Origin of the sequence: Sphingopyxis fribergensis (assembly GCF_000803645.1) — a bacterium.
In the GTDB taxonomy this organism is placed as follows: Bacteria; Pseudomonadota; Alphaproteobacteria; order Sphingomonadales; family Sphingomonadaceae; genus Sphingopyxis; species Sphingopyxis fribergensis.
In genome coordinates, this window is record NZ_CP009122.1 from 3,520,923 (window position 1) to 3,536,714 (window position 15,792).

Annotated in this window: 15 protein-coding genes; 8 read left to right on the top strand and 7 right to left on the bottom strand. The window is 65.3% G+C overall.

The annotated features are described in order from the left end of the window. The first annotated feature begins 25 nt into the window (after positions 1–25). Positions 26–1,174, top strand: coding sequence for an alpha-hydroxy acid oxidase (locus tag SKP52_RS16350; RefSeq protein WP_039576459.1), 1,149 nt, complete (start codon positions 26–28; stop codon positions 1,172–1,174). 117 nt (positions 1,175–1,291) lie between these two features. Here the strand turns inward: SKP52_RS16350 and creD are convergent, their stop codons facing one another. Both creD and SKP52_RS16360 read right to left on the bottom strand, forming a co-directional pair. Continuing rightward, on the bottom strand, positions 1,292–2,752 hold the full coding sequence (creD, locus tag SKP52_RS16355; protein ID WP_052208425.1) for a cell envelope integrity protein CreD: 1,461 nt from the start codon (positions 2,750–2,752) through the stop codon (positions 1,292–1,294). A 164-nt stretch (positions 2,753–2,916) separates the two neighbouring features. Continuing rightward, positions 2,917–3,666 carry a TorF family putative porin gene (locus SKP52_RS16360; RefSeq protein ID WP_039576461.1) on the bottom strand — a complete coding sequence of 250 codons (750 nt, stop codon included), beginning with the start codon at positions 3,664–3,666 and terminating at the stop codon, positions 2,917–2,919. A 251-nt stretch (positions 3,667–3,917) separates the two neighbouring features. Here SKP52_RS16360 and ispG point away from each other — a divergent pair, with 251 nt between their 5' ends. From ispG to SKP52_RS16375, 3 genes are all read left to right on the top strand, one after another. Further along, positions 3,918–5,069, top strand: a complete 1,152-nt coding sequence (gene ispG / locus SKP52_RS16365) for a flavodoxin-dependent (E)-4-hydroxy-3-methylbut-2-enyl-diphosphate synthase (protein WP_039576463.1) — start codon at positions 3,918–3,920, stop codon at positions 5,067–5,069. 214 nt (positions 5,070–5,283) lie between these two features. Further along, positions 5,284–5,766 (top strand): GNAT family N-acetyltransferase, encoded by a 483-nt coding sequence (locus SKP52_RS16370; RefSeq protein WP_039576465.1) that lies wholly within the window; start codon positions 5,284–5,286, stop codon positions 5,764–5,766. A gap of 149 nt (positions 5,767–5,915) precedes the next feature. Beyond that, positions 5,916–6,383, top strand: coding sequence for a nuclear transport factor 2 family protein (locus tag SKP52_RS16375; protein WP_148309167.1), 468 nt, complete (start codon positions 5,916–5,918; stop codon positions 6,381–6,383). Positions 6,384–6,397: 14 nt separating this feature from the next. Here SKP52_RS16375 and SKP52_RS16380 read toward each other — a convergent pair whose 3' ends face one another. From SKP52_RS16380 to SKP52_RS16395, 4 genes are all read right to left on the bottom strand, one after another. Next, complete coding sequence (locus tag SKP52_RS16380; protein ID WP_039576469.1) at positions 6,398–7,507, bottom strand: S41 family peptidase; 1,110 nt, start codon at positions 7,505–7,507, stop codon at positions 6,398–6,400. Between the two features lie 74 nt (positions 7,508–7,581). Then, entirely contained in the window at positions 7,582–7,788 is a 207-nt protein-coding gene (locus tag SKP52_RS27070) for a hypothetical protein (RefSeq protein ID WP_039576472.1), read from the bottom strand. 13 nt (positions 7,789–7,801) lie between these two features. Next, positions 7,802–8,935, bottom strand: a complete 1,134-nt coding sequence (locus tag SKP52_RS16390) for an acyltransferase family protein (RefSeq protein WP_039576475.1) — start codon at positions 8,933–8,935, stop codon at positions 7,802–7,804. A 108-nt stretch (positions 8,936–9,043) separates the two neighbouring features. Next, the gene (locus SKP52_RS16395; protein WP_039576477.1) at positions 9,044–10,561 is read right to left on the bottom strand and encodes an acyl-CoA carboxylase subunit beta; all 1,518 of its coding nucleotides are present in this window, start codon (positions 10,559–10,561) and stop codon (positions 9,044–9,046) included. A gap of 55 nt (positions 10,562–10,616) precedes the next feature. Here SKP52_RS16395 and SKP52_RS16400 point away from each other — a divergent pair, with 55 nt between their 5' ends. The 3 genes from SKP52_RS16400 to SKP52_RS16410 are packed head-to-tail and all read left to right on the top strand — an operon-like array spanning position 10,617 to position 12,804. After that, a complete protein-coding gene (locus tag SKP52_RS16400; RefSeq protein WP_039576479.1) occupies positions 10,617–11,102 on the top strand; it encodes a thioredoxin family protein in 486 nt (161 codons plus the stop codon). Positions 11,103–11,112: 10 nt separating this feature from the next. Beyond that, positions 11,113–11,892 carry an SDR family NAD(P)-dependent oxidoreductase gene (locus SKP52_RS16405; RefSeq protein ID WP_039576481.1) on the top strand — a complete coding sequence of 260 codons (780 nt, stop codon included), beginning with the start codon at positions 11,113–11,115 and terminating at the stop codon, positions 11,890–11,892. A 9-nt stretch (positions 11,893–11,901) separates the two neighbouring features. Then, positions 11,902–12,804 (top strand): DMT family transporter, encoded by a 903-nt coding sequence (locus SKP52_RS16410; protein ID WP_039576483.1) that lies wholly within the window; start codon positions 11,902–11,904, stop codon positions 12,802–12,804. A 168-nt stretch (positions 12,805–12,972) separates the two neighbouring features. Here the strand turns inward: SKP52_RS16410 and SKP52_RS16415 are convergent, their stop codons facing one another. Beyond that, positions 12,973–13,920 (bottom strand): L-threonylcarbamoyladenylate synthase, encoded by a 948-nt coding sequence (locus SKP52_RS16415; protein ID WP_039576485.1) that lies wholly within the window; start codon positions 13,918–13,920, stop codon positions 12,973–12,975. A 53-nt stretch (positions 13,921–13,973) separates the two neighbouring features. On the opposite strand from SKP52_RS16415, the gene SKP52_RS16420 reads away from it, so the two are divergent. After that, positions 13,974–15,716, top strand: a complete 1,743-nt coding sequence (locus SKP52_RS16420) for an acyl-CoA dehydrogenase (RefSeq protein ID WP_039576486.1) — start codon at positions 13,974–13,976, stop codon at positions 15,714–15,716. The last annotated feature ends 76 nt before the right edge of the window (positions 15,717–15,792 follow it).

A 15,792-nucleotide genomic window follows, 5' to 3' on the forward strand; every position in this document is an offset into this window, starting at 1 on the left:
CGAGACACGAACGGATAAGTAGGAAATGAAACTCACCGACTGCCACAATATCGACGATTTCCGCGCGCTCGCGAAGCGCCGCCTGCCGTGGCCGGTGTTCGACTATATCGACGGCGCCGCCGACGACGAAGTCACCCGCCGCCGCAACCGCGCCGCCTTCGACGATTGCGACCTCATCCCGCGCGTGCTCGCCGGGGTCGAAAGCGTCGATATGAAAACGACGCTGTTCGGTCGCGAAATGGCGATGCCGCTCTTCCTCTCGCCGACCGCACTCCAGCGCCTGTTCCACTGGCAGGGCGAGCGCGCCGTCCTTCGCGCCGCCGCGAACGCGGGGACCGTCGCGGGCATATCGAGCCTCGCGACGGTCAGTCTTGCCGAGGCGGGCGCACTGACCACCGGCCCCAAGCTCTTCCAGCTCTATGTCCACCATGACGAGGGGCTCAACCAGGCGATGCTCGACGCCGCGCGCGATGCGAAGTTCGACGCCGTCGCGCTGACGGTCGATACGATTGTCGGGGGAAACCGCGAACGCTGCCTGCGCTCGGGCTTCACCTCGCCGCCGCGCTTCACCGCGTCGAACATGCTGAGCTACGCCGCGAAGCCCGGCTGGGGGCTCAACTATATGCTCCGCGAAAAGTTCAGCCTGCCCAACCTTGCGACGCATGTGTCCGAAGGGTCGAGCGTGCCCAAGTCGGTCGCCGAATATTTCACCTCGATGCTCGACCAGAGCCTCGACTGGAAACGCGCCGAGGCGATCCGCAAGAAATGGGACGGCCCCTTTTGCCTGAAAGGGATCGTCGCGGTCGAGGATGCCAAGCGCGCCGTCGATATCGGCGCGACGGCGGTCATGGTGTCGAACCACGGCGGGCGCCAGCTCGACGGCAGCATCGCCCCCTTCGACGCGCTTGCCGCCATCGTCGATGCGGTCGGGGACAAGGTCGAAGTCATCTGCGACGGCGGCATCACGCGCGGTACGCATGTATTGAAGGCGCTGTCGGTCGGCGCCAAGGCCTGTTCGGGCGGGCGCCTCTATCTCTATGCGCTCGCCGCGGCGGGCGAGGATGGCGTCGCGCGCGCGATCGCCCTGCTCCGCGCCGAGATGGAGAGGGGCATGAAATTGATGGGGGCCAGGACCCTTGCGGATCTCGGCCCCGATAATTTGCGTTGGCGGTAACACGCTAAAAAAATGTACCCCCGCGAAAGCGCGGGCCCATCGCCTGCCGGTACGATTTAGAGCCGTTCGGAGATGTGTCCCCGCCTTCGCGGGGACACACCAATTGAAGGTCGGCCATTACGCCGCCACCGGCTCGCCCTTCTTGCCGATCCCGCCCCAGTCGATGCCGCGCGTCATGTACATCACCCCGGCAAGGGCGAAGAACATCAGCACCGACCCGATCAGCAGCGAGTAAGCCTCAAGGTTGAGCAGCACATAGAGCAACGCATAAAGCCCGATCAGCATCGCCGCGAGAAAACGCGCGCGCTTCCAGCTCCCCAGCACCGCCGCGCTATAGAAAGCGAGCAATCCGATGATCGCCGCCGACGCCAGCATATAGGCGAAGGTGAACCCGATCACCTCGGCAAAGGCAAGCAGCAGCACGAAGAACAGCACCAGTGCGATGCCGGTCAGCAGATACTCCGCCGCTGCCACTCGCGCGCCCGCGATGATGTCGAACATCAGGAAAGCGACGAAGGTGAAGCCGATGAACAGAAAGCCATATTTGATGCTGCGGTCGACCTGGCTGTACAGGTCGACGGGTTCGATCAGGCTGATCGCGACCGCTTTTGCGGTGCCGCCCGACGCTTCGGCCGTGTTCACGTCGTTCGACGCAACCGCAACGGGCGCTTCCATATAGGCATCGCGCCGACCATAAGCGGTCGCCACCGGCGGCGACAGGTCGCCGGTCAGCACTTGCGCCTGCCCCAATGCGAGGTTCGGGATCGCATAGGTCGCGGTAAAGCCGCTTGCCGTCACGTCGCGCTTCGCGGGCAGGAAATCGCCGCCGAAGCTCGGATTCGGCCAGCTCGACTTGACCGTCCAGCGTGTGTCGACCCCGCGCGGGATCAGTTTGAAATCGCCCAGCCCACGCACGCCGATCTTGTAATCGACCTTCAGCGGCGTGGCCGCGGTCCAGTCGACGAACGCGAAGGTGCCTGAATTGCCGGTCGAGAGCAGCCCCTTGCCGGGCTGCAGCGCGAGCGGGGTTCCGTTGACCGCGACGCTGTTGCCGTCGACCAGCCCGCGCGCGTCGCTGATGCCCAAACGCACCTCGGCCCGATCGAGCATCAGCGCCTCGCGCGCGACGCCAAAGCGCGCGATGTCGGCGGGCAGGACGAAATCGGCGCTGCCTGCAATCTGGCTTTCATAAACGACCGTCTCGTAAATCGCCTTCTTCCGCTTTTCGGGCTTGATGACGACATCGGCCTTGTTTGTTTTCGGCGACAGATAGAGGTTGCGGATCGTGTTCACCGTCCGCGTGACGTCCTTGCCATTTTCGGTAACTGTGGTGGTTTCGGTCGCGCGATAGGGGATGACGATCACCGGCCCCGCGATCGTCTGTTGCCCGCCCCAGCCCTGCCCGATCGAGGCCTGCGCGGTCTCGGCCTGCTGCTGACGATCCCAGAGCAGGCCGTAAATCATGAGGAGGGGGACCATGAGCGCGACCGCGATCAGCACCGCAATGACCAGCTTGACACCGGGACTTCGTTCGCTTCGCGCGGACGGAATGGGAGGAACCGAAACGCTTTGAGTCATGGGGGATCACCTTCGCCGCTTCAACTGGTCGACGAATTTGCACGGTTCATCGCCATCGTCAAGCACGTTGCGTCAGGGCGCCCCTGGGCACAACGTGCACGAAAAAGGGGGCGGCCTCCCCCGAAGCCGCCCCCTTAGTGCGTGGTCGCTGACCCGCTAGGCGATCAGAAAGATGCACCCAGCGTAAAGACCACGGTTGGATCGTAAAGCGTGTCGAGTTCCTTGATGCCCGATTTTTTGACGTCGGTGTCGATATACTGCACCGAGAAGGTGAGCGGGCCGGCAGGGACCGAGGCGCCGATCGACCAGTCGACATATTTGCCGTCGGGCGACACAAGGCCGAGCGAACCGTCATTATAGCCGATGCCCGCGGTCAGCGTCAGCGGGGTATTCGGCACGCCGAAACCGGCGCCGAGGTTCAGATAGATATTGTCGTCATCGCCGAGCGAATTCTGCTTCGGCGCATAAGCGACCATGCCGGTGACCGAGACGGGGCCGATGTCGTGCGACAGCTTGCCGATGCCTTCGAAATAATCGGTCGGCGCGCCGCCGTCGTCGCTGCCGGGATAGGTGTAATAGGTGACGCCAAGGTCGACCGTCGTGCCCGAGGCGACTTCGGTGTTGAAACCCGCGTAAAGGTCGAGTTCGAACTTGCCATAGGCATCGCTGTCGGGAAGCGACGAGCCCCAGACGCCGGCGTAGAGTCCGCTTTCATGGCTGACCGTCAGCGTCGGCTGGACGGCGACCTTCTCGTTCGACAGCGAAATGCCGCGGAAGCGATAGTCCGACGTGACCGCGATGCCGCCCGAAAGCGAGAACGGGCCGCTGGCTTCTTCTTCCTGGGCGAAGGCGGGCGTCGACATGGCCGACGCGGCGAGCAGCATGCCGAAACACGCTTTGGTAAGAAACTTCATGGGTGATCCCCCTAACAAAAACACGGATCGTCCCAGCCTGCCGTTGCGTGTTCACGCCTCTTCGTACGGGCCTGTAACGACGAACACGCCTGAAGTTGCCGATTTTGCTGCAATGCACAAACGAAAATTACGCAAAATGACGAATCCGCATCAGACTGTGACTTTCGAGCAACAGCCGCTTGTGCTTTGCCAAGCCGCGCCCGGACGGCTAAAGAGCGCGCATCTCTCCCCTTCTTGTCGAGCCCGCAACCATGAGCGATCACAATCCCGGCCTGCGCCCCTGGCGCGACATTGCGCGGCGCACATCGCGTCAGATCATGGTCGGCGCCGTTCCCGTCGGCGGCGGCGCGCCGATCAGCGTCCAGACGATGACGAACACGCTGACCAGCGATGCTGTGGCAACGATCGACCAGATTCGTCGCTGCGAGGAAGCCGGCGCCGACCTGATCCGCGTCTCGTGCCCCGACGTCGAATCGACCGCCGCATTGGAAAAGATCGTCCGCGCGGCGCGCATCCCGATCATCGCCGACATTCATTTCCACTATAAGCGCGCTTTGGAAGCCGCCGACGCCGGCGCCGCGTGCCTGCGTATCAACCCCGGCAACATCGGCAGCAGCGAGCGCGTCGGCGAGGTCATCCGTGCCGCCAAGGCGAACGGCTGCGCGATCCGGATCGGCGTGAACGCCGGCAGCCTCGAAAAAGACCTGCTCGAAAAATATGGCGAACCCTGCCCCGAGGCGCTCGTCGAAAGCGCGCTCGACCATATCAAGTTGCTCCAGGACCATGATTTCCACGAATATAAGGTCGCGGTAAAGGCGAGCGACGTCTTCCTCGCGGTCGCCGCCTATGCGCAGCTTGCCGACGCAGTCGACTGCCCGCTCCACCTCGGCATTACCGAAGCCGGCGGGCTGATCGGCGGCACCGTCAAATCGGCGCTCGGCATCGGCAACCTCCTCTGGGCGGGCATCGGCGACACGATCCGCGTCTCGCTTTCGGCCGAACCCGAAGAGGAAGTTCGCGTCGGCTATGAAATCCTGAAGTCGCTGGGTCTGCGCACCCGCGGCGTCCGCGTCGTCTCGTGCCCCAGTTGCGCGCGCCAGGGCTTCGACGTCATCCGCACCGTGCAGGCGCTCGAAGACGCGCTCAGCCACATCAAGACCCCGATGTCGCTCTCGGTCCTCGGCTGCGTCGTCAACGGCCCCGGCGAGGCGCGCGAGACCGACATCGGCATCACCGGCGGCGGCAACGGCAAGCATATGGTTTTCCTGTCGGGCGTCACCGACCACCATGTCGAGGACGCCGACATGATCCAGCACATCGTGAAGCTCGTCGAAGCCAAGGCGGCCGAAATCGACGCGGGCAGTTCGGTGAGCATGGACACGCTGCACGGCAAGGCGGCGTAAACACGGATATCCTTTGCGGGCGCGGACGTCTGCTTTGGTGCGGTGAGCTGCCATCCCCATTTTCGTCATCCCCGCGAAAGCGGGGACCCAGAGCGATCGTCGGCTGGCCTAGCCCTAGGTTCCCGCTTTCGCGGGAATGACGAAGTATTAGAAACGGGGCGTCCGCAATCGGTCGAAAGTTGACAGCACGCGCGCGACCCCACAGATCGCTGGCATGACCCTCGCCATCCGCCCCGCTGCGCCCGCCGACCTGCCGCTGATTGCTCAGTTCATCCGTGACCTAGCCGACTATGAAAAGCTCGCGCACGAGGTCCGCTTCGACGAGGCAAAGCTCGGCGAAAAGCTCTTCGGTCCCCGCCCCTATGCCGAGGTCGTGATCGGCGAGATCGATGGCACGCCACAGGGCTTCGCGCTCTTCTTCCACAATTTCTCGACCTTCGAGGGGCGTCCCGGCATCTATCTCGAAGACCTGTTCGTCCGCCCCGAGGCGCGCGGCTCGGGGCTCGGCAAGGCGCTGCTCGCGCATCTCGCCAAGCTTTGCACGGAGCGCGATTGCGCGCGGCTCGAATGGAGCGTGCTCGACTGGAACGACCCGGCCATCGGCTTTTACAAGGGCCTCGGCGCCAAGCTGATGGACGAGTGGACGGTGATGCGCGTCGATGGCGATGCACTGGCCCGTCTTGCGGGCGCCGCCTGACCGCCGGGCCGGATAATCCCGAACGATTACAGCGGGCCGAAACCGCCGTTTGCGACGCCCCCCGAATCATGCTTTCCTGCCGCCGGGCCGCGCCTTTCCAAGCGAGTCGGGCTCCCTCAACGGGAGCCGGCGACAACAGGGGAAATAGCATGAACAGAATATTGTTCGCCGCTTCGGCGGCCCTTTTCGTTATGGCAGCGGCGCCCGTCGCCAGCGCCCAGATGCCGACCTGGTCGGCCGAGCAGACCGAGGCATGGAAAATCGTCCAGCAAAGCTGGGTCGACGATGTCGCGCAGAACGGCAAATGGCCTGCCAACTACGCCGACCCGCAAATGGTGGTGTGGTCGGCGGAATTTGCGGCGCCGCGCGGCAAGGATTCGGCAGTACGCTGGACCAAGTTCCAGACCACGCAGGGCAAGGTCATCCAATATGAGCTAGCCCCGCAATCGATCTCGCTCAGCGGCAATACCGCGGTCGTCACCTACGCGCTGACGATCGTCACCCAGCGCGGCACTGACAAGCCCGACTGGGGCAAGGAGGGGATCGTCGAAACGCTGGTGCGCAGCGGCACCGACTGGAAATTCCTGTCGTCGACGAGCTTCGCACTCGGAAAATAGGACGCGCGCGGCGGTCAGCCTTTCGGCTTTGGCCGCCGCCGCTCCATCGGCCAACTCGGCATGTGCGCGTCGGACAGCGTCTTCGCTTCCGCCGGCGCCACGCCGAGATCGGTGAGCACGCGCACCAGCGCATCGGCGGGCGCCACCGCGATATCGGGCTGCACCCCGTCGCCTTCCCAATCCTTGCCGGTCTTGGGGTCATAGGTGCGCCCGACCGGGATGAAGGCGCCATAGCCGCCGCCCAGATCCTCGCCGGTCCCGAAATGATTGGCGCCCGCGGTCGGCGCGCCCACAAGCACGCCGCGCCCCGTATGCTTCATCGCGAGCGAGAAATGCTCGGCCGCCGACGCGGTCGCGCCCGACGTCAGCACATAGATTTTGGCATCGCGCAGCCGCGTGTCGGCGTTCGGCGTCGCCCAATGTTCGCGCGCCACCATGCCCGCATCGCCCTTTACCAACCGCATCGAGGCCAGCCCGTCGATCGGCGACCCGCCGCGCGCATCGACCGAGGCGCGCGTCGCCATCGTCACCAGCCGCGTCGGCTCGGCGAACAACCACGGAAAGATGACGTCCATCTGGTCGAGCCCGCCGCCATTATGCGTGCGGATATCGAAAATGATCGCCTTGGCATCGGCATGGTCGGCCATGAACTTCTCGGCCTGCGCGGTGACCGCCGCGTCCATCGGAAAGACGTTGAAACGCACAAAAGCGATTCCCGGTGCGATCCACCCCGCCTGCTCGACGGGCACCTTGGGCGGCCGGCGCACTGGCGCCGCGCTGCCCGGAGCCGTCGCTGCCGGTGCGCCCGCCGTTTCGGGCGCGCGCAGCCGCAGATGGCCGTCGGGTGCGACGGCATTCACATCGGCATCGATCGCCTCACCCAGCGCCGGGCCGGAGAGCGCCTTGTACCGCCCCGCCGCAATGCCCGCGCGGATCGCGGCGGCATAGCGTTTGCCCGTCTCGGGATAGACATAGTCGCGCTCAAGCAACGCCGCATATTTTTCGGCAATGCCATCGGCGCTCGCCTCGTCCGCCGCATAGGCGGGCGGGGGCGCCAATATCGGCGCAACTGCCATCCCGGCAGCGAGCAGCAACGCAGGCAAAATACGCGAAGAACGAATCATCCTCATCTCCAATCCAGCCCCGGCCGACAGAGGTGTATCATATTGACAATACAGATCAACTACATTTGTAGTCTTCAGGATTTCGGCGGTCGGTTTGCTAGAAACAAGAGTACGCCTCCTGCGAGCACGACCAGTGAGCCATATCCTACCCAAGCCCGATCATCGATCATGAAACTGGTCGACGGCCAGCGGACGATGCCCAGACCCTGGAACATAAACAGACTGCCCACCATAACGGCGGCGACTCCGACGATCACCAAGATGCCCTTTATCGCCCCCATGTCCGCTCTCCCCCTATTTGCGCTGCAATCCGATCAGCGGCCGCAGCCAGTCGATGTTGCGCCCGATCCAGTAGAAAAGCCAGCATCCGAGCGTCGTCGCCGCGATCAGGATCAGGAAGGACGGCAGCGCCGTCACCCCTGCTTGCAGCAGATACCAGCCGACGACGACGATGATCGTCTGGTGGATGATGTAAAAGGGAAACACCGCCTCGGCGAGCATCGCGCGCTTGGGATGGTCGCGGTTCCAATAGGCGTCTGCGATCCCGACCAGCGCTACGATCGTCGCCCAGCCCTGCACCTGCCGCGCCAGATGATATATCAGGATCGCCCAGCCGGGCGCACGCATGTCGCCGGGCCAGGTCCATTCGACCGAGGCGATGGGCAGGAAGGCAAGCATCGCCAGCGCCGCGGCGACTTTCCAGCCATGCGCCACCGCCTCGAACAAGATAGGCCGCACGCGCAGCAACCAGCCCACGGTGAAAGCGACCAGATAGTGGAGATGCGACGGCCCGTCGTCGAACAGCGCATGCGTCTCGTCATGATCGGGGAAAGCGGCGTAAATCGCGATCCACAACAGCATCGGCACGATGATGAAACCCCACCCGCGAAGCAGCCGCGCCGCGCCGTCCGACATCCGCGCGCGAACGTCTCCGGGGATGACCGCGATCACCAGCGCCGCAAGCATCGTGTAAACCCACAGATAGACGACGAACCACAGATGCTGCCACGTCGGCAGCGCGATACCGTCGATGAATTGAAAACCGAAATAATCGTGTAGCCAGAAATGGAGGAAGCCATGGCGATAGCCATGCTGCCCCGCCAGATCGATCCATGGCTGCGGCGGGATGATGAAGACCACGGCAAAGAGCAGCGGAACCAGCAACCGCGCGCTCCGCGATCGAGCAAAGGCGCCGCTACCGCCCAGCTTCGCGAACAGCGCGGCGCTCGCATAGCCTGAAACGAGGAACAGCAACGCCAGCCGCCAGCCGTTCGTCGCCAGCATCGGGATCGCCACCCAGTCCAGCGGCTCGGCGATCTTCACATGCCAGCCCCAAGGCACGAAATACATGCCGATATGATAGAGGATCAGCAGCGCAAACGCCCCGATCCGCAGCCAGTCCATGCCGTAATGGCGTTGCGTGGTCATGCTGCCCCTCTCCCCACTTCCGTCATCCCGGCGGAGGCCCGGTTCTCACCGTCCCGTCCGGAACGCAAGGTCGAGATTCCGGCCTTCGCCGGAATGACGAAAAAGGGGCTATTTCAACACCCGCCACGCCAATTCGGCAAACTCGCACAGCAACGGCCGCGTATCGCGCGGGTCGATGATGTCCTCAACTCCGAATTTCTCCGCCGTCCGGAACGGCGAGCGCACGCGGTTCAATCGCTCCCTGATCGCTTCCAGATGCGCCGCTGGATCGTCGGCCGCCTCCAGCTCGCTCTTGTACGCGACCTCGACCCCGCCCTCGATCGGCAGGCTGCCCCAATCGCCCGACGGCCAGGCGAAGCGGTACTGGAAGCGCTCGGCGTTCGACATCGCGCTTCCTGCAATCCCGTACGCCCGCCTCACGACCACCGACGCCAGCGGCATCGTCGCGCGGTAGATGGCGTTCATCGCCTGCACCCCGTAACGGATCGTCCCCGTCCGCTCGGCCTCGCCTCCGATCATGAAGCCCGGATTGTCGACGAGATGGACGATCGGCAGGCGGAACTGGTCGGCCATCTTCACGAAGCGCTCGGCCTTCTCGCTCGTCTTGGCATCCCACGACCCGCCGAGATACGTCGGATCGCTCGCCAGCACCGCGACCGGATAGCCGTCGAGCCGCGCAAAGGCGGTGATCACCGCCCGCCCCCAACGCGCTCCCATTTCGAAGAAGCTGCCCTGATCGAACACCGCAGCCGTAATGCGCCGCATCGAATAGACCTGCTTGGCTTCGCGCGGCACGACCGACAGCAAGCTCTCCTCGCGCCGGTCGACCGGGTCGCTGCACGCTGTCCGCAAAGCCCGATCATGGATCGACGACGGCAGGTACGACAGGAACCGCCGCGCCGCCGCAAAAGCCTCGGCCTCGCTCGCGACCTCGTCGTCGACGACGCCGTTGCGCGTATGCACGTCGGTCCCGCCCAGCTCCTCGCGGTCCAAGGTGTCGCCGATCGCCGCCGCGACCGCCGGCCCCGCCGCGAACAGCTGTGACAGCCCGCGCACCATGATGCTGTAATGGCTCGCCACCACCCGCGCGGCGCCGAGCCCTGCGGTCGGCCCGAGTGCCAGCGCGACCACCGGCACCGTGTCGAGGTTGGCGATGATCTCATGCCACCCCGGCACATGCGGGATATAGGTATAGCCCATATCCTCCAGCGTCTTGACCGACCCGCCGCCGCCGGTGCCGTCGATCATGCGGATCAGCGGCAGGCGATATTCATGCGCCATCGCCTCGCACTGGACGAATTTCCGGTGCAGCGCCGCATCGGCCGCGCCGCCGCGCACGGTGAAATCGTCGGCCGAGGCGACGACCGGCCGGCCGTCGATGTTCGCGCGCCCGAAAATGAAGTTGCTTGCGGCGAGGTCTTCGAGTTCGCCATCGGCGCCATATGTCCCGCGTCCCGCGATCTTGCCGATCTCGCGAAAGCTGCCCGCATCGACGATGCCCGCAAGCCGCGCCCGCGCATCCATCTTGCCGCGGCCATGCTGCCGCGCGACCTTTTCTTCCCCGCCCATCTTCTCGGCCATCGCGCGGCGCTGCCCGAGTTCGTCGATCTCTTTTTCCCAGCTCATCGGCAAAGGCTATCTTACGTTGACGGAAACGTCATGCAAAACCTATCGTCGGCAAATGATGCGCCCGATCACCTTCGCGCTCGCCGCGCTGCTCGCGATTGCACCAGCCGCCGCCAGCGAAACACGCACCCTCCCCGGCGTCGCCGAGCCCTACAAGAGCACGGCCTTCATCGCCGACCCGATGCCCGCGATCGACGCCGCGCTCGACACAGCAAGGCAATCGGGCAAACCCGTGCTGCTCGTGATGGGCACCGGCGGCTGCCACGACAGCGCCTGGCTGGCAAACCTCATCGCTACCGACCGCTTCGCCCCCGTCCGCGCGCGCTACGAAATCGTCTACGCCGACATCGGCATGCCGCATGTTCGCGGCTGGGGCCGCAATCCCGAGGTCGCCAAACGCTTTCGCTTCAAGATCAAGGGCACGCCCACCGTCGCAGTGCTCGACGCCGAAGGCCATGTGCTTAATCGCAAGGCCGCACCCAAATGGCGCAACGCCGCGAGCCGCAGCGACGACGACATCTATAATGAACTGATGAATTAGGGAGAGAGACATGGCCGAGATGAACCTTGCGGGGCGCATCGCGCTCGTCACCGGCGCCTCGCGCGGGATCGGCCGCGGCATCGCGATCGGCCTTGCCGAGGCGGGCGCCGACGTCGCGGTCAACTACACCCGCGGCGCCGAAGCCGCCGCCGAAACCGTCGCCGCGATTGAGGCGCTCGGCCGCAAGGCGAAGGCTTACCAAGCGTCAGTCACCGACGAGGCCGCCTGCACCGCAATGGTCGCCGCGGTCGAGGCCGATTTCGGTCCGATGTCGATCCTGATCAACAACGCCGGCATCGCCAGCCGCGGGCTGTCCGTCGCCGACACCAGTCCCGAGGAAGTCGACAAGCTCTTCGCCGTCCACGCCGCCGGCCCGCACCGCCTGTCGCGCCTCGCGCTGCCGCAACTGCGCACGCACGCCCGTAGCGACATCATCGTCATCTCCAGCATCGCGACCTATGTGAACTCGCCGAACGGCGCCCCCTACACGATGGCGAAGGCCGCCGGCGAAGCCCTCGCGCTGACGCTCGCCAAGGAGGAGCTGAAAAACGGCGTCCGCGTCAACATCGTCGCCCCCGCGCTCACCGTCAGTGATATGGGTGAAAAACTCTCGCGCGCGATCACCGGCAACGCGGACATCCACCATCTCGACACCAAAATGCCCTTCGGCCGCGTCGCCGTCCCCGCCGACGTCGCCGCCGCGGTGGTGTGGTTCGTCAGCGACGCGAACAGCTATTGCTCGGGCCAGAAACTCAATATCGATGGCGCGGGACATGCGACCTTTCGCTAAGGCGCCACCATGCGCCCCGATTCGCCCTCGCCCGTCATCCCCTTCCTGATCGCCTGCGCGGGGATCGCGACCTTTTCGGCGATGGACGTACTGATGAAGGGGCTGTCGATCGAGATCGGCGCCTATAATGCGGTCCTCTGGCGCACCGGCACCGGCACGCTGCTGGCGGGCGCGCTCTATTTTGCGAGCCGCCCCAAATGGCCGGGCAAGGCGACCATGACCATCCACGCCTGGCGCTCGCTCTTCGTCGCGGGCATGGCCTTGAGCTTCTTCTGGGCGCTCGCGCGGCTGCCGATGGCGGAGGCGATCGCGCTCGCCTTCGTCGCGCCGCTGATGGCGCTCTATATGGCGGCGATCTTTTTGGGCGAGAAGATCGGCCCGCGCTCGATCGCGGCTTCAATGCTCGGCCTGACCGGCGTGATCGTCATCGTCGCGGGCAAGCTCGGCGGCAGCAGCTATTCGGACGAGGCGCTGCTCGCGGTCGGTGCGGTGTTCCTTTCGGCGCTGCTCTACGCCTATAACCTCATCCTCGCGCGGCGGCAGGCGAAAATGGCCGAACCGATGGAGATCGCCTTTTTTCAGAATTTCTTCGTCGCCGCGATCCTTGCCCTTGGCGCGCCCTGGTTCCTCGCCGTCCCCGACGCAGAGCAAGCCCCGAATATCGTCGGCGCCGCGATCCTCGCGACCAGCTCGCTGCTGCTATTGAGCTGGGCCTATGCCCGCGCCGAGACGCAGATCCTCGCGACGACCGAATATACCGGCTTCCTGTGGGCGATGCTGTTCGGCTGGTTCTTCTTCGACGAAGCCGTCACCTGGCCGACCTTCGCCGGCGCGCTGCTGATCGTCGCCGCTTGCCTGATCGTGGCGCGGAAGACCCCGCAGCTCGACCCGATCGAACCGGCGGCAGCTTAGATTAGTCTCACACAAAGACGCAAAGACGGCCGTCGACGCCCCGCGCGTCGGCTCGTCGGCTCGTCGGCTCGTCGCCGCAGGCGATTTCAAGAAAGCGCTACGCGCAACCGACGCACGACATCGGCGTACCTGCGCCGCCCTCTTTGTGTCTTTGTGTGAGTCAAAAAATCACACCGCCGCGCGCGCAAGCCGATCGTTGATCGCCGCGCCCAGCCCCTCGGCAGGGATCGTTGCAACCGCGATCCGCGCTTTCGCGCTCGCCGCCCCGGCGTGCAGCGCATCGAACAGGCGCGCCGCCGCCTCGGTCAGATCGCCCGTTCCGCTCAGACAATAATCGCCGCGAAGCGCGCCAAATCCGATCGCGAACTCATTGTCCGCAAAATCGACTGCCCCCAGCCGCACTGGCTTGCCCGGCGCATAATGGCTCGCGAGCATCCCCGGCGCGACGATCTCCGATCCCTTCACCCCAGTCACCGTCAGCCCGCTCGCCTCGCCAAGCATATCCGCCGTCACCGGCCCCGGCCGCAATATTTCGACCGCGTCGTCCTTGACCCGCGCGATCGTCGATTCGACCCCCGCGCTCGTCGGCCCGTCGTCGATCACCAGCGCGATGCGCCCATCCAAAGTCGCCAGCACATGCGCGGCCCTCGTCGGGCTCACCCCGCCGCTCGCATTGGCGCTCGGCGCCGCGAGCGGCGCACCCGTCTCGGCCAGCAGCGCCTGCATCGCGCGGTGCCCCGGCACACGTAGCGCGATCGTGTCGAGCCCCGCCGTCGCGATACTCGCGACCGGGCAGTCGGGGCTGCGCGGCACGACCAAGGTCAGCGGCCCCGGCCAGAACCGCGCGGCCAGCACCCGCTCCACGTCGCCAAAAACACCCAGCGCCTCCGCGGCAGCCAGATCGGCCACATGCACAATCAGCGGATTAAAATCGGGCCGCCCCTTCGCCGCATAGATGCCCGCCACTGCCTCAGCATTGCGCGCATCGGCGGCCAAGCCATACACCGTCTCGGTCGGCACCGCGACCGGCTGGCCTGCCGCGACCAGCTCGGCAGCATGGGTAATAGCTGCGCTATCGAACGCGCGAACAAGACTGGGCTTTGAGGCATCGGCCATGCCGCGCTATAGCGCCCGCGCAACGAGATTCATCAAGAAAGTCGGCTTCCGCCATGACCTATACGCCGCCCACCACCGAACAGCTCTTCGTCCTCAACCATATCGCGCGCATCGACGCGATGGCGCAGCATGATCGTTTCGCCGCCGCGACCCCCGACATGGTCGAGGCGATCGTTGCGGGCATCGGCGAGTTTGCCGCCGAGGTCTATGCGCCGCTCAACCGCATCGGCGATACGGTCAATCCCAAATGGGACAATGGCAAGGTCACGATGCCGCCGGGCTTCAAGGACGCGTATAAACAGTTCGTCGAAGCGGGTTGGGGCAGCATCGACGGTCCCGGCGAATATGGCGGACAGGACCTGCCCTTCACCCTCGCGACCGTCGTGATCGAGGCGCTCGGCAGCGCGAACATGGGCTTTTCGCTGTGCAGCATCCTGACCCCCGGCGCGATCCACGCGCTGATGGCCTATGGCACCGAGGAACAGCGGCAGACATGGCTCCCGAAGCTGGTCACCGGCGAGTGGAACGGCACGATGAACCTGACCGAGCCCGCCGCGGGCAGCGACGTCGGCGCGCTGCGCTCGACGGCGGAAAAGGTCACCGAAGGCCCCAACGCCGGCCTCTACAAGATCAAAGGCCAAAAAATCTTCATCACCTTCGGCGAGCATGACCTCACCGACAATATCGTCCACCTCGTCCTCGCGCGCACCCCCGGCGCGCCCGAGGGGACGCGCGGCATCTCGCTCTTCCTCGTCCCCAAATACCGCCTCGACGAAGGCGGCATTCCGACGATCAGCAACGGCGTCCATTGCGCCTCGATCGAACATAAGCTCGGCATCCATGGCTCGCCGACCGCGGTGATGGTCTATGGCGAAGACGAAGATTGCCTCGGCGAGATTGTCGGCGACGAAATGGGCGGGATGCGCGCGATGTTCGTGATGATGAACAACGCGCGGCTGATGATCGGGTGCCAGGGCATCCAGATCGGCGAGCGCGCGACGCAGCAGGCGCAGCGCTTCGCCGCCGAGCGCGTCCAGTCGGCGCTCGCGGGGTCGCCCGACCGAACGCCCGTCACGATCGACCAGCACCCCGACGTGCGCCGGATGCTGTGGCGGATGCGCGCGCAGACCGAGGCGGCCCGCGCGCTGACCTATTATGCCGCGGCGCAGATCGACTTTGGCAAGCTGGGCGACGAGGCCGCCGCGATGCGCGCCGACATCCTCATCCCGCTCGTCAAGGCGCACGCGACCGACATCGGCTGCGAGGTCGCGAGCCTCGGCATTCAGGTGCATGGCGGCATGGGCTTCATCGAGGAAACCGGCGCCGCGCAGCATTATCGCGACGCGCGTATCGCGCCGATCTACGAAGGCACCAACGGCATCCAGGCGGCGGACCTGGTGGGCCGCAAGCTCGGTATGGCGGGCGGCGATCTTGTTCGCGGCCTGATCGACGACATCGCGCACGGTGCCGCCGAATTCCCCGAATTGCAGCAGCTCGTCGACGCGTGCCGCGCGGTCACCGACTGGATGGTCGGCGCGAACACCGCCGACCGGCTCGCGGGAAGCTATCCCTATCTCACCATGCACGCCACGGCGACGTGCGGCTGGCTGATGGCGATCCAGCACAAGGCGGCGCGCGCCGCGCTGGGCGAAGGCCAAGGCGACCGCGCCTTCCTCGAAGCGAAGATCGTCTCGACGCGCTTCTACCTCGAACAGATCGTCCCAGCGGCGACCGGCCTCGCAGCCTCTGCGCGCGCGGGCGACGCGGCGCTGGAGGCGCTTCCGGCAATCGCCTGAATCTCCCGGAATCCTGCGCCTTGCACCATATCGACCGGCGCAGGATTTCATTCATAATTAACGCGATGATAACCAT